General features: G+C 70.5%; 11 protein-coding genes. 6 read left to right on the top strand and 5 right to left on the bottom strand.

Annotated elements, in window-relative coordinates; genetic code table 11:
• Positions 1 to 222 precede the first annotated feature (222 nt).
• From GTZ93_RS07660 to GTZ93_RS07640, 5 genes are all read left to right on the top strand, one after another.
• Positions 223 to 597, top strand: a complete 375-nt coding sequence (locus tag GTZ93_RS07660; RefSeq protein ID WP_139919677.1) for a DUF1622 domain-containing protein — start codon at positions 223 to 225, stop codon at positions 595 to 597.
• A 201-nt stretch (positions 598 to 798) separates the two neighbouring features.
• Positions 799 to 3,120 carry a PAS domain-containing sensor histidine kinase gene (locus GTZ93_RS07655; protein ID WP_161662706.1) on the top strand — a complete coding sequence of 774 codons (2,322 nt, stop codon included), beginning with the start codon at positions 799 to 801 and terminating at the stop codon, positions 3,118 to 3,120.
• 165 nt (positions 3,121 to 3,285) lie between these two features.
• Positions 3,286 to 4,326 (top strand): hypothetical protein, encoded by a 1,041-nt coding sequence (locus GTZ93_RS07650; RefSeq protein WP_139919675.1) that lies wholly within the window; start codon positions 3,286 to 3,288, stop codon positions 4,324 to 4,326.
• The gene (locus GTZ93_RS07645; protein ID WP_139919674.1) at positions 4,323 to 6,005 is read left to right on the top strand and encodes an AMP-binding protein; all 1,683 of its coding nucleotides are present in this window, start codon (positions 4,323 to 4,325) and stop codon (positions 6,003 to 6,005) included. Before GTZ93_RS07650 ends, GTZ93_RS07645 begins: the two co-directional genes overlap by 4 nt.
• Entirely contained in the window at positions 6,005 to 6,391 is a 387-nt protein-coding gene (locus tag GTZ93_RS07640; RefSeq protein WP_120594175.1) for a DUF4280 domain-containing protein, read from the top strand. The genes GTZ93_RS07645 and GTZ93_RS07640 overlap by 1 nt, the downstream gene beginning before the upstream one ends.
• A gap of 1 nt (position 6,392) precedes the next feature.
• On the opposite strand, the gene GTZ93_RS07635 is transcribed toward GTZ93_RS07640, so the two are convergent.
• From GTZ93_RS07635 to GTZ93_RS07615, 5 genes are read right to left on the bottom strand one after another with little or no spacing between them, the layout of a single operon-like run.
• Entirely contained in the window at positions 6,393 to 8,060 is a 1,668-nt protein-coding gene (locus GTZ93_RS07635; protein ID WP_139919673.1) for a type VI secretion system baseplate subunit TssF, read from the bottom strand.
• 3 nt (positions 8,061 to 8,063) lie between these two features.
• Positions 8,064 to 9,695, bottom strand: a complete 1,632-nt coding sequence (locus GTZ93_RS07630) for a hypothetical protein (RefSeq protein ID WP_139919672.1) — start codon at positions 9,693 to 9,695, stop codon at positions 8,064 to 8,066.
• Positions 9,692 to 10,078: a GPW/gp25 family protein gene (locus GTZ93_RS07625; protein ID WP_120574485.1), complete on the bottom strand. Its 387-nt coding sequence runs from the start codon at positions 10,076 to 10,078 to the stop codon at positions 9,692 to 9,694. The genes GTZ93_RS07630 and GTZ93_RS07625 overlap by 4 nt, the downstream gene beginning before the upstream one ends.
• Positions 10,079 to 10,092: 14 nt before the next feature.
• Positions 10,093 to 11,037, bottom strand: a complete 945-nt coding sequence (locus tag GTZ93_RS07620; RefSeq protein ID WP_120574484.1) for a type VI secretion system baseplate subunit TssG — start codon at positions 11,035 to 11,037, stop codon at positions 10,093 to 10,095.
• A gap of 13 nt (positions 11,038 to 11,050) precedes the next feature.
• Positions 11,051 to 12,037, bottom strand: a complete 987-nt coding sequence (locus tag GTZ93_RS07615; protein ID WP_139919671.1) for a type VI secretion system protein IglI family protein — start codon at positions 12,035 to 12,037, stop codon at positions 11,051 to 11,053.
• 55 nt (positions 12,038 to 12,092) lie between these two features.
• On the opposite strand from GTZ93_RS07615, the gene GTZ93_RS07610 reads away from it, so the two are divergent.
• Positions 12,093 to 12,692, top strand: coding sequence for a hypothetical protein (locus tag GTZ93_RS07610; protein ID WP_120574482.1), 600 nt, complete (start codon positions 12,093 to 12,095; stop codon positions 12,690 to 12,692).
• The last annotated feature ends 35 nt before the right edge of the window (positions 12,693 to 12,727 follow it).

Raw genomic sequence — 12,727 nt, 5'->3', positions numbered from 1 at the left:
ACGGCACCCCCCGGCACCCCTCGGAAACCGCCCGACTCCCGCTGTGACACGCGAAGGGCGGCGACAATGAATCAGGAACCCAGCCGCCGTCAACACTGCACGCATGTATTGCTTTGATATTTTATGTGTCTATTCCGACGGGCCTCCCATCCCGAGGGGAGGGTGGATCGCGGTGGCTGTCCGCTGCGTCGCAAACCACCTTTGCCGGAGAGGGAGCGGTGGATGCGATTCGAGGATCTGGTGGCCCTGGCCGCCCAATTGTTCGACGCCTCGGGCGTGGGCGTGATGGTGGTGGGAACGGTGGTGTCCGTGGCGCTCGTCCTCCAGGACGTGCGGGGACCGCGGCGGGGGGAGGCGTACCGGCAGCTTCGCCACTACCTGGGCCGCGCCATCCTGCTGGGACTGGAGCTGCTCGTGGCGGCGGACATCATCCGCACGGTCGCGGGGGCGCCCACGCTGCGGCAGGTGCTCATCCTGGGCCTCATCGTCCTCATCCGGACCTTCCTCAGCTTCACCCTGGAGGTGGAGATCGACAGGCGCTGGCCCTGGCAATCCAAGCCAGCTGACGAGGAGGGGCCCGGCCCTCCGCGTGCATGAGCCGGCGGGAGGGCTCGGCCCGCCGCCTGTCTGTCATTGGGTGCCGACCAGGCGGCAGCCGCGCCTCCGGACCGGTGTGGATTGCCCCCCGGGGTCGAGAATGCACACTCTCCAAGTCAGGCCACTCCCATGGTGGGAAGCGGCGTCACGGGGCCCTGCCTCCAAGCTCGCCGGGAAGGGCCGGGGTCAAAGGAGGCGCGCGTGGAGAGCCCCAGCGCAAGCTTCGACCCGGAAGCCATCGAGACCCTCTCCGACGCGCATTCCCGGCTGCTCCTCGAGACGCTGGTGGCGAGCACGCCGGTGGGCCTCGCGGTGGTGGACATGGCGCAGCGCTTCGTCCAGGTCAACGAAGCGCTCGCCGTCATGAATGGCATCCCGCGCGCCGCGCACCTGGGGCGCAAGGTTCAGGACATCGTCCCGGAGATGTGGCCCACGCTTCGTCCCCAGTATCAGCGCGTCCTGGAGGGAGGGAGCGCGCAGACGGTGGAGGTGGTGGGCGCCACCTCCAAGGACGCGGGCGTGGAGCGCCACTTCCTCGTCAGCTACTACCCGGTGCGCACCAACTCCGGCGTCTTGCTGGGCATCGGCGTCATCGTGTCGGAGGTCACCGAACAGCGCAGGGCCCACGACGCGCTCCAGGCCAGCGAGCAGCGCTACCGCTCACTGGTGGAGGCCATGGCGCAGCCGGTGTGGTCCACCAATGCCCGGGGCGAGGTGGTGGAGCCCGCGCCGCGCTGGCTGGCCTTCACGGGCCAGACCCACGCGGAGCACCTGGGGCTGGGCTGGCTTTCCGCCATCCATCCGGACGACCGCAAGCGCGTGGTGCGCAGCTGGGTGGAGTCCCTGCGCACGAAGGCGTCCTACCGCGGCGAGTTCCGCCTGCGCTTCCACGCGGGGGGCTACCGGGACGTCGTGGGCCGGGCGGTGCCCGTGTTCGGTGACAACGGTGTCATCCGGGAGTGGGTGTCCACCGCGGAGGACATCACCGAGCGCAAGCAGGCGGAGGCCCAGGCGGAGAACGAACGCGCGAGGCTGCGCTCCGTGCTGACGAGCGCCCCGGCCTCCATCGCCATCCTCTCCGGCGAGCGGCAGGTCTTCACGCTGGTGAACCCCCTCTACAAGGTGCTGTCGGGAGGCGCGGACCTGTTGGGCACCTCCATCAAGGACGTCGAGGACGAACGGGGGGTCGAGTACTCGCGGCTCTTGGAGAAGGCCTATCGCCAGGGAGAGTCGTTCATCGAAAGAGAGGTCCCGGTCACCACCGACTTCCAGGGCGACGGGGTCCAGTCGACGCGGCCATTCGACGTGGCGTACCAGCCGCTGCGCGACGTGCGGGGCCAGGTGGATTCCGTGCTGTCGTTCGCCGTCGACGTGACGGATCGGGTGGAGGCCCGGAAGAAGCTGGAGGAGTCCGCTGCGTCATTGAGGAACCAGCAGCAGTGGCTGGAGGCGATGCTGGACCAGACGCCCGTGGCCATCATCCTGGTGGAGCCAGTGACTGGCCGCATCATCTTCGCGAACCAGGCGGCCCGGCAGATGGCCGGTGGTGATTTCCCCGAGGGCCTGCGCGAGGAGAGCTACACGCACGGCGCGCACCACTTCACGGACGAAGCGGGCCGCGAGCTGACCATGGAGGAGATCCCCGGCATCCGCGCGATCCTGGGCAATCCCGTTCACGGGGAGCCGGTCGTCTGGCACACGCCCACGGGGCATTACTCCCTGCTGATGGAGGCGGGCACCCTGCCCGCCCAGCACGGCCATCCGGAGGCGGTCCTCCTGGCGCTCCAGGACGTCACCGAGCTGAGAAAGACACAGGCCCAGCTCCAGCACGCCGTGTCGCTCCGGGATGAATTCCTGACGGTGGCGTCGCATGAATTGAAGACGCCGCTGACGCCGTTGCAGCTCAAGCTCCAATCCCTGGTCAAGGACGCGCAGGCGGAACAGACGCTGGAGTCACTGCGGGAGCGCGTGGTGAAGACGGCGGAGACCATCTCCGGGCAGATAAGAAAGATGACCACGCTCATCAACGACCTGCTGGAGGTGACACAACTCACCGGCCCCTCCGCACCGCTGCAACTGGAGGACGTGAATCTGGCGGACGTGGTGCGCGACGCGGTGGAGCGCTTCCAGACCCAGGCGGCGAAGGTGGGCTGCGAGCTCATCGTCCACGAAACACCGGGCGTCGTGGGCCGCTGGGACCCCCACCGGCTGGAACAGGTGGCGAGCAGCCTGCTGTCCAACGCGCTGAAATACGGCCCGGGCCACCCGGTGACGATTCGCGTGGAGCAGGTCCGCGACCGGGCGAGGCTGAGCGTGAGGGACGAAGGCATCGGCATCTCACCGGGGAGCCTCCAGGCCATCTTCGAGAAATTCACCCGCGCCGTGTCGACACGGCATTACGGCGGTCTGGGATTGGGCCTCTTCATCACCAAACAGATTGTCGAAGCCCACCACGGCACCCTTCGCGTGGAGAGTCAGCCCGGCCATGGCGCGACGTTCATCGTGGAGCTGCCGGTCCCCTGACCCGGAACACCAGGACCGAGCAGGTCGCCAACCCCGTGCATCAGGGCCGCGCCGACCCATTCCTGCTCATCCGTACCGCTGGGCACGCCTATGTTTCGTATCGCTGTCTGGGTATGATGTCGGCCGGGGGAGCGCGTCCCGCCAGAAGCGGGTCAGAGCGCCATCATGCCCATGCCCAAATTCCTGTCAGTGCACGGCGCCGCCGCCGCGGTCCTGTTGAGCGCCCTGCCCGCCTGGGCCCAGTCCGCCCTTCCCGGCTTTGAATTGGAGCACCTGGAGATCAACCCTGGCCGCGGAACCGCGGTGATGCGCAGCGGCGAACTGCTGGTGCCCGGCGGCATGAGCCTGGGGCTGGTGGGCCAGTACCAACAGCTGCCGCTCGTGCTCCTCAACGGCGAGCGCCGCCTGGAGGCCGTGCGCAACCGCGCGTCCTCCGTCCTGGCGGGCAGCTACGGCGTGCTGCCGTGGCTGGAGGTGGGCGCGCAGGTGCCCGTGGTGTTGTGGCAGCAGGGGGATGATCCAGCGCCCCTGGGCCTGACGCCGCTGGCCTCGCAGGGCCTGGGCACCCCGGAGATACAGGCGCGCCTGGGGCTCTTGTCGCGCCGTGACGACCACCCCGTGGACCTCTCCATGGACCTGGGCGTGGGGCTGCCCATTGGCAGCGCGGCGGTGCTGGGCCGGGACTCGGGCATCCGCGTGCGAGCCCTGGCCGCCATTGGCACGCAGGTGGGGTTCCTCAAGCCCGCGCTGGAGGCCGGCGTGCTGCTGCGCTCGCGCAACCCGCTCTCCGGGCCGAGCGCCTCCGGACAGATGCTGGAGGTCCGCCTGGGCGCCGGGTTGACGACGGCCGGACAGGGGCTGCGCGGCGAGCTGGCGGTGAAGGCCGCCTTCGCGGCGGACATGGACCAGCCCGCGGTGGAGGTGCTGGCCGGCGGACGCATCCCCCTGTCGGAGGGCCTGGAGCTGCACGCGCTCGCGGGGCCTGGCCTGGGACGCACGCCGGGCACGCCCATCGCACGGGTGCTCCTGGGCGTGTCGTTCCGCCAGGAGCCTCCTCCCCGGATGGAGGTGCTCCCGGAGCCCGTGCCCCAGCTGCGCCTGGAGGAGTTCCAGAAGAAGCCGGAGTACGTCCCGGACTCGAGCGTGGAGCCGGTGCCCACCCGCGAGCTGCTCCCCCCTGAACCCGCGCCGTCACCCTCGCCATGACCTTCGAGCCACGCATCGTCCTCGCCGCGTTCGACGGCACCCAGCCGCCTCCGGACAGCGTGCCCGCGTGGCTTGCGCGAAGCTGGGAGGATCCGGATGGCTTCGCCGCCGCGATGGCCCCCATTCACGCCGGCCGGAGCACGCCCTTCAAGAGCCGCACCGGCCAGCACCACGACTTCTTCCACGACCTGGTGGCCCGCCACGCCACCACGGACCGCATCGCGCTGCGCGCGTACTCCCGGACGCAGGGCTGGCGCACGCTGAGCTACCGCCAGCTCCAGGAGCAGGCCTCGCGGCGGGCCACCGCTTGGGCGGGGTTGGGGGTGAAGCCGGGCGCGAAGCTGTGCCTGATGCTGCCGCCGGGCGCGGAGCTGATGGTGTCGCTGTGCGCCGCGCTGGGCCTGGGCGCGTGCGTGAGCCTCCTGCCGCCCGGGGCCCGCGCCTTCGTGGCGCGCCGGCTGGACGCGCTCGCGCCCCAACACATCGCCGCCGAGCCTCACCAGGCGCCGCTCCTGGGCAAGCACGCCTCGCGGCTCCTGCCCATGCAGACGCAGGTGCCGCCCGCGCTCGCGTCGTACACGTACAAGCCCTCCGAGCCGGTGGGCCTGCTCTTCTCTCCGCTGGCCAAACCCAGCGACGTCCCCGTGCCGCTCACCGCCGGAGACGCGTGGCGGAGCGCGCTGGTGGACGGGCTGCTGACCTTCGGACTGAACCCGGGGGACCACCTGGCGGCGCCGGGCTTCCACCCGCTCCAGCACCTGCCGGCGCTGTACTTCACCACGCTCCTGCGCGGCGCGACGTACCTGCACGTGGAGCCCGCGGACCTGGACGTCACGCCCACGCTGCTCACCGAGCACCCCGTGCGGGCCCTGGGCCTCACGCCCGCCGTGCGCGACCTGGTGGCCCGCGCGCGCCTTCCGCTCAAGAACGTGGGCCTGTGGTTCAGGGATCCGCAGGCGCCCTTCGACTTCTACGCCTGGCGCGACGCGCTCAAGGCCTGCGGGCTGGCCAGCGTGCCCGGCGGCAACGTGTGCGTGGACCCGGCGTTGGGAGGCGCGGTGCTGTGCTCGCACCGGCGCGTGGCGGCGGACGTGCACACGGACATCGCCCCCGCGCCCGGGCGCGCCTGGGCGCTGCGCGACTTCACCGACAGCGGGCAGGACGCCGTGGGAGACACGGGGCTCTTCACCCCCCTGCCGGACGCCGGACGGCCGCTCGCGCACGTCGTCCTGACGCGGGTGCGCGGCCAGTACCACCACCTGGGCGTGCGCGAGCCCCGGCGCGAGGGACGGGTGTTCCTCTTCGAGGAGGTCGCGAACGCGCTGCGCGAGCCTCCCGGCCCCCGGCTGGACACGGTGGGGCTGGCCGTGCCGGAGAGCGGCCTGGCGGGCGCGTATCGCAGCGTGCTGGTCGTCTTCACCGGCGACCTGCCTCCCGGCGTGGAGGTCAGCGAGGCGGACGTGCGCCGCCGCATTGAACAGGCCCTGGGCGCGGACGCACTGCCGGACCGCATCGAGCGCTTCGCGCTCCACGCGCGGCGCCTGAACGGACAGCAGGACGGGCCGTTGGATGAAGAGTGGTGCCGTGCGCAGTACTTCATGGGCTCCCTGAAGCTGAAATCAGGAGACCCCCTGTTCCAGGCGCTCACGTCACTGCGCGCCCGGGTGGAGTCACGCTGATGGGAATCCAGGTCGTGTCCGGAGCCATGCTCCAGTGCAGCTTCGGGATGGCGCCCTCGACGCTGTCGGTGCTGCCCGCCAACAAGGTGAACTCCACCGCGCCGGCGGCCACCATCATGGACAACGTCCCGGGCATGAACGTGCCGCCCTTCGTCATGTGCAAGTCCATGGCGAACCCCACCGTGGCCACCGCCACCGCCGCCGCGATGGGCGTCCTCACGCCCATGCCGTGCCTGCCGGTGATTCCCGCGCCGTGGACGCCGGGCTCGCCCACCGTGGTGATCAAGGGCAAGCCGGCGCTCACCGACACGTGCACGTGCACCTGCGCCTATGGCGGCATGATCAAGATCAACATGACCGCCCAGACGAAGACCCAGGTGAAGTGACTCACGGCAGGGGCACGTAGCGAAGGGGCGCCTCCCGCTGCGGCAGGCGCACCTCCAGCTCCACCACGTCCTCCGCGCTCCAGACGGCGAACAGCTCCACCAGCCGGCCGCACAACAGGTCCACCAGCGGCAACAGCGACGCGTCCATGGGCCCGAAGCCCAGCTGGTACACGTACTTGAAGCCCGCGGCGCTCCGGGCGAAGGGCTTGGACTTCACGGACACCTCCGTGAGGGACGGCAGCAGATCCCGGAAGTGCCGCTGCGTCCGCACGCCCAGCACATCCAGGAGGAACAGCAGGTCCTCGCGCCCCAGGAACCGCTGCGTGCGCAGCGCCAGGAGCTGCAACAGGGCCTGCTGCCCGTGCTCCACCGGGTTGTCCCCGCCGGGCGCCACCGCGCCCACCAGGCTCCACGGCACGCCTTCCAGGAAGCGGTCCGCCAGCACCGGCCGGTAGCCCCGAGCATCGAAGCGCGGCGGCAGCGGCTGGTGCCACAGGCCGTCCACGCCCAGCCGCACCGGCTTGAGGAACGCGTCCGGCATGTCCAGCGCCAGCCACGACGTGCGCGCCAGGGCCTGGCCTTCGTGCTCCAGCTCGTACGTGTCCGCGCCTCCGGAGATGGCTCCAGGGCGCAGGGGCACCATGCCCTTCGGGGTCAGCTGGTACACGCCCGTGGCAGCGTTCAGCCGGAAGCCCATGGACGAATCCGGGTGCTGCACCGCGTGCCGCTCCTTCGTGCCGTCGTGCTCCACGGGCGCCGCCATGGCGCGCTGCAGGTTCACCACCGGCACCGCGTGCGCCACGAACGAGTCCGGCCCCACCACCAGCTCCGACGGCCAGCGGCCCGTCAGGCGCAGCGTCAGGGTGAAGCCCTGCCAGTTGCGGGGGGCCGGCGGGATGCGGGCCTCCAGGAACAACTCCTGCTGCGGGAAGTGCAGCAACTGCCTCAGCCGCTGCAGCGGGTGTTCGGACGCTTCGCCATCCGCCGCCACCGGCCGGGGCGCGCCGAAGCGCACCGGGCCCGAGTGCGCGTCGAAGGGCTTCACCTCCTGCTCCATCGCCCCGTCGTCGAAGCTCACGGTGGCGGAGCGCACGGCGCTCTTCAGCTGGAAGAACACCGCCAGCGACGCCCGGAAGTCGTTGAGGTGGTTGATGTGCAGCCGCACCTCGCCCGGTGAATCGTTTCGGGGGAAGCCGCCCTCGAAGACGAGCCGCAGGAGCGCGCCGTCCTCGCCCTGTCGCTCCAGCCGCGCCTGGGTGAGCCGCACGGGCAACAGCCGCAGCGGGGCCAGCGTGCGCAGGGAGAGCGGCCCGGTGGGACCGCCGCCCAGGCCCGGGTTGAGGAGGAAGGGCGTGCCCCGGGGCAGCTCCGCGGCGTCCACGAAGCGCGCGTCCGGCTCCGCGCGGAACATGGCCATGGCGGGAATGGGATTGAGCAGGTAGGCGAAGTGCTGCTGGAACAACCGCAGCGTGCTCCGCTCCAACGCGCGCTGCCCCGCCCGGCGCGTGCGCGCGGTGAACAGGGCCATGGCCTCCGTGAGCCGCCGCACGTCCGCGTCCTCGCCGTCCAGCGGCGCGGAAGGGTGCAGGGCCGTGTAGCCCAGGCGGAACTTCTCCAGCGCCTGGAGCTCCTCCAGGAACGACGCGTAGAGCGCTTCATCCATCCGCATGGCCTAATCCCCCTCCTGCACGCGCAGGAACATCCGGCCCTCGGTCACCTCGATGAGCTGGGTGTCCTTCTCCAGGGTGCGCTGGATGCGCAGCATGGGCTTCGAGTCCTGGTACAGGTGCTGGATGGACGTCTCGCTCTTGTCCGTCTTGCCCAGGAGCAGGTGGTTGCCCTGCGACTCCTTGGGGAGCCGCGCGCCGGGACGCCATTCCAGGAAGCGGTCCATGCGCGCGTGCTGGTAGCCCAGCGACACCAGCACCCGCGTCCCCTTGTCCATGGGGAAGTAGAAGTGCCCGGGCTGCTGGTGCGGCTCATAGGGGACGAGCACCTCCTTGTCCCACAAGGGCAGCTTCACCCGGTACGACTCCACCGACGTCTCGTCGTCCTGGCGGATCTGATACGTGCGGTCCGGATCCCCGCCCTCTTCGCTCACCACCCGCCCCTCCGCGAGGAAGGGCCAGCGCGGCGGCCGGAAGCGAGGGCGCCGGAAGGTGGGGTCCGCCGCCTCCTCCAGCGTGGCCTTCAACTTCAGCTCGTAGTCGTTGGCGTCGCTGTCCGGGTCGTGCGCGGCGTCGGCCTCAACGGCGCGTGCTTCCAGCTCCAGCGTGTGCAGCCGGTACTGCTTGCCGTGCGTCGCGGCCTGCGTGCTGAAGTCCCCCAGCGTGTAGAGCCCGTTGAGCACCAGCGACGCGCGGGGATAGCCCGCGAAGGACAGCCGCACCTCCGGGCCCTCCAGCTGCTGGCGGTTCGTCTCCAGCGTCACCCGGTCCGTGAGCGTGCCCTCCAGCGTGGAGGTGACCAGGCATTCGGTGAGGACACCAGCGATGGCGTCCGCGTTCTCCACCGCCTTGCGCTTCGTGCCGGCGTCCACGTAGCTGTTGAGCACCGACAGCGCGTCCCGCCGCGGCTCCGGGTAGCGCAGGTCCACCTCCGCCACCTCGTCGCGGGTGAACACCAGCGCCTCGCCGCCTTCGGGCTTCGCGGCCGCGAGCGTGTACTTCCCTTCCGCGTAGTCCAGGAACATGCCCGCATGCATGCGCGCCTGCACCCAGTGCAGGAAGTCCAGGAAGCTGGCGCCGGAGTCGTCGTCCGCGCCCAGCCCCAGCGCGTGGAGGCCGTGCTTCGTCCCCGCCGCCTCCCACTCGTAGGCCACGTCCAGGCCTCCAGGAGTGTTCGCCTGGATGACCGCTTGCAGCGTCTCGTCCACCCACACGCCGCTGGGGAAGTGGCGGCGCCACAGCATCGCCGCGGGGTCCACCAGGCGGATGCGGTAGCGCCGCTGCATCACCGGCGCGTCCTTCACGTTCGCCAGCGAGCGCTCGCGGACGTGGCGCTCCTCCACCCGCCCGATGAACTTCAGCGGCAGGGCCTCCGCGCCCTCGCGCCCCTCCGACTGCGCGCCGTAGCGGCGGTCCACGGTCAGCGTCGCCGTCAGGGGCTTGGTGTCGGTGAAGGGGGCGAAGAGCGTGTCCTCGTCCCCGCTCTCCTTGCACATCACCCACCACTCCACCTGGGCCTCGAAGCCGTAGGAGCGCGCCTTCACCGACAGGCGCTTGATGCTGCCCGCGGGCAGCGTGAAGGACTCGTCGCCGGCCTTGAGGTCCAGCGTCAGCTTCAGCTGTTCGGTGAACTTCATGGGTCGTCCTCCCCAGCTGCCTCTTCTGGAGGCCGTTCGCGCAGGCGGCGCGAGCCCGGGTCCAGGAGCAGGTCCATGGGCTCGTGGGAGTCACGCAGGAGCAGGCGCACCACCAGACCGGGCGCGCCGCCTGCCGTGGCGGGCGCCTCGTCGATGGACACCACCTCCACGCGCTGCTCGTAGCGCGACAGCGTCTCGCGGATCTCCAGGCCCAGGCCCGCGAGGCGCTCCGCGTCCGAGCGGAACCCCGTCTCCGTCAACCCGAAGCCGGGCAGCACGGACGCCGCGCCACGCTTGGCCTGGAGCAGGTGGCCCAGGTTGCGGAGCACGGCTTCACGAGGCGTCTCCACCACCCCCAGGAACTTCCGGTGCAGAAAGCCCACGGTCCCCTCCCCTCCTAACGTCCAGCTGCTTTCGGCGTACCCATGGCCATGCCCTGCCGGTCGCCTTCGACACGCGGAGGCGCGGCCACCGGCACGGACGTGTCGCCCAGGAAGATGAGCTGCCGCAGCGGCTTGCCCTCCGCGCCCGGCAGCCGCTCGTAGCCCAGCTGCCCCCGAGGCCCCAGGCGCACGGTCCGCCCGTGCGCGAGCACCGTCAGCACCACCTCCAGCTGCATCCGCGCGGGCACGAGCAGCGGCAGGATGTGCCGGTGGAAGCGGTGGCGCACCCGCGCGGGCCAGTCCCGCCCGCGCATGTCCGCCTCCTCGTCCGCGAACACCTCCACCTGGAAGCCCCCGATGTCCGTCGCGTACGTCTGGCCCAGGATGCCCGTGCCATCCAGCGGCGTGGGCCCGAAGGCGGGCCGCATGCCGGAGAAGCGCGTGCGGAAGGAGCGGCGGACACACGTCACGCGCAGCTCCGGGAACACCTGCTGGAACAGCCACTGGAGCGTGGCCTGCGAATCCACGCCCACCATGCGCAGGTAGAAGCCCTTCGTGCGCTCCCAGTCCCCCACCAGGCTCGCGTCCCGTTCGGGGTGCAGCGCGTCCACCAGCGCCAGCAGCAGCCGGTGGTCGAAGAAGCGGATGAAGTCGAGGAACGGCTCCGGCTCCGGCAACTGTTCGGCCACCTGGAGGAAGTAGCTGGGCAACAGGCCCGGCGTGGCCAGGAGGCCCAGGTTGAGCGTCACCACCACCCGGCGCACCGGGGCAAGGTGGAACGTCACCGCCTCCACCAGCGACGCGGACGCCACCGGCTCCGGGTTGCTCTCAAAGAGCACCCGGTCCCGGCCATAGCCCTGCGTCTCCAAGAGCCGCAGCAGCGGTCCCAGGTCGAAGTCCTTCGCGCGGGCGCGGATGCGCCGCTCCAGCGGGGACAGCAGCGGCGAGGCGCCGATCATGACCGGAGCCGCCTCACTCGCCCGGCCCCACGAAGGCGCCCAGGTCCACCTGGTAGAACTGCGACAGCGTGCGCCACTCCATCGTGTCCTTGCGCTCCCAGTGCTCCTGGATGTCCCCCACGTGGCGGTTGAGCAGCGCACCGAACGACGAGAACAGCTCCGGCAGGTAGCGCCGCGGGTCGAACTCCTCCAGCGTCCGGAGCACGTCGTCGCTCACCATCGCGGCCTTCTGGAAGTCGCCGCGTTCCACCAGCACCTCGAAGGCCTTGAGCTTGTCGCACAGCTCCAGCAGGTGCACGGATCCCCGCAGCTGCAGCGGCCCCGTCGTGCGGGGGAACGGCGATGGCGGCGTGGCCGCCGCAGCCGCGGAGGTCTTCGCGCCGCGCCCCTTCGCGGGGGCGGCCGGCTTCGCGGGCTCCGGGGCCGGAGCGGGAGCGGCCGCGCGCTCCTGCGTCGTCTCCCGCAGCCACTGTCCCAGCCCCGCCAGGCCCTGGGCCCCGTTGCGGAACGCGGGGCCTTCCAGCACGCCCTGCAGGGTCTGGATGCCGCGCAGGGCGTCCTTGCGCTTGCCGTCCGTGAAGCCCTTGGTCCACGCCTCCCAGCCGGCGTCCCGCTTGCCGTGGTGATACTTCAGCGCGCTCACCAGGATCTGGAACAGCCACGTCAGCGCCTTGTTGAGCAGCACCGCGGGCTTGGACTTGTCCTTCCCCTCGCCCTGCGCGGCCTCCTCCGCCGCCGCGCGCGAGAGCGCGACCAGCACCTCCAGCACCTCCGGCAGGCGCGCGAGCCCGTCCTCGCGCAGCGTCGCGAAGAGGTAGTAGGCCGACAGCCGGACCTCGTAGACCCCTTCACCGTCCAGGGCCTCGATGGCGTCCGCGGCCTCGACGTAGGCCTCCCGCTGCACCAGGTCCGCCACCGTGAGGAAGCGCGGATCATGCGACTCCAGGCGCTCCAGCGATCCGCCCTCCACGGGGCGCAGGCACAGGCTCAGGTCTCTCATGGTCTGTCTTTCCACTTCATGTTACATGTCTTTCATTCACAAGGACAGACACCCCATGCCCATCGCCAAGCCCGACGTACTCGAACTCGAATGCAATTGGCAGACCGGGTTTCAATACCGGCCCGGCTTTCGTGGAGCGCTGGGATATCTGCTGGAATGGAACGGCTGCGGGGGGCTCAACCTGGCGAAGGACCTCACCCTGTTCTCCCCCACGGTGGGTGATTTCGGGCCCAAGGCGCAATGCATTGGTCTCATTGAACGGCTGGCCATGAATGGTGCTTCCGGCCCCATGGACTTCACCGTGTACGTGGGCCGCGTCACGGCCGCGAACGTGCTCAACCACTTCGCCAAGCCCTTGGACAACCTGCGGCTGAAGCTGGCGTGGGCCATCATCGACTTCGATGAAGCGGGTGACACCTGGTTCGAAGCCGCCAAGCTGAAGAGCCCTGCTTCCGCAGAGGCGCTGATGGACACGGAGAAGGGCCGCCCCAAGGTCTTCCTGGACAATCAGCCCGCCACGCTGGCCGAGGACCTGGACATCCGCTTCCACCGCTTCCAGTTCCGGGTGGTGCCCGCGCCCAAGAAGAGCACCACCCTGGAGTTCGCCACCAACTCCCAGGAGCGCCGCGTCACCAAGTGGGGCTCTGACAAGTAGCCCCCTAACGCGGAAACGGGGAAGGCGCTTTCCCG

The organism is Corallococcus exiguus, assembly GCF_009909105.1.
In the GTDB taxonomy this organism is placed as follows: domain Bacteria; phylum Myxococcota; class Myxococcia; order Myxococcales; family Myxococcaceae; genus Corallococcus; species Corallococcus exiguus.
Note: the sequence above shows the minus strand (reverse complement) of the source record. Positions and strands in the feature narration are given on the sequence as shown.

What these genes read in the sequence shown, in the direction of transcription:
- GTZ93_RS07635 (WP_139919673.1), bottom strand. Translation starts at nt 8,060, where the DNA reads ATGCGGATGGATGAAGCGCTCTACGCGTCGTTCCTGGAGGAGCTCCAG.
- GTZ93_RS07645 (WP_139919674.1), top strand. Translation starts at nt 4,323, where the DNA reads ATGACCTTCGAGCCACGCATCGTCCTCGCCGCGTTCGACGGCACCCAG.
- GTZ93_RS07615 (WP_139919671.1), bottom strand. Translation starts at nt 12,037, where the DNA reads ATGAGAGACCTGAGCCTGTGCCTGCGCCCCGTGGAGGGCGGATCGCTG.
- GTZ93_RS07650 (WP_139919675.1), top strand. Translation starts at nt 3,286, where the DNA reads ATGCCCATGCCCAAATTCCTGTCAGTGCACGGCGCCGCCGCCGCGGTC.
- GTZ93_RS07610 (WP_120574482.1), top strand. Translation starts at nt 12,093, where the DNA reads ATGCCCATCGCCAAGCCCGACGTACTCGAACTCGAATGCAATTGGCAG.
- GTZ93_RS07640 (WP_120594175.1), top strand. Translation starts at nt 6,005, where the DNA reads ATGGGAATCCAGGTCGTGTCCGGAGCCATGCTCCAGTGCAGCTTCGGG.
- GTZ93_RS07620 (WP_120574484.1), bottom strand. Translation starts at nt 11,037, where the DNA reads ATGATCGGCGCCTCGCCGCTGCTGTCCCCGCTGGAGCGGCGCATCCGC.
- GTZ93_RS07660 (WP_139919677.1), top strand. Translation starts at nt 223, where the DNA reads ATGCGATTCGAGGATCTGGTGGCCCTGGCCGCCCAATTGTTCGACGCC.
- GTZ93_RS07630 (WP_139919672.1), bottom strand. Translation starts at nt 9,695, where the DNA reads ATGAAGTTCACCGAACAGCTGAAGCTGACGCTGGACCTCAAGGCCGGC.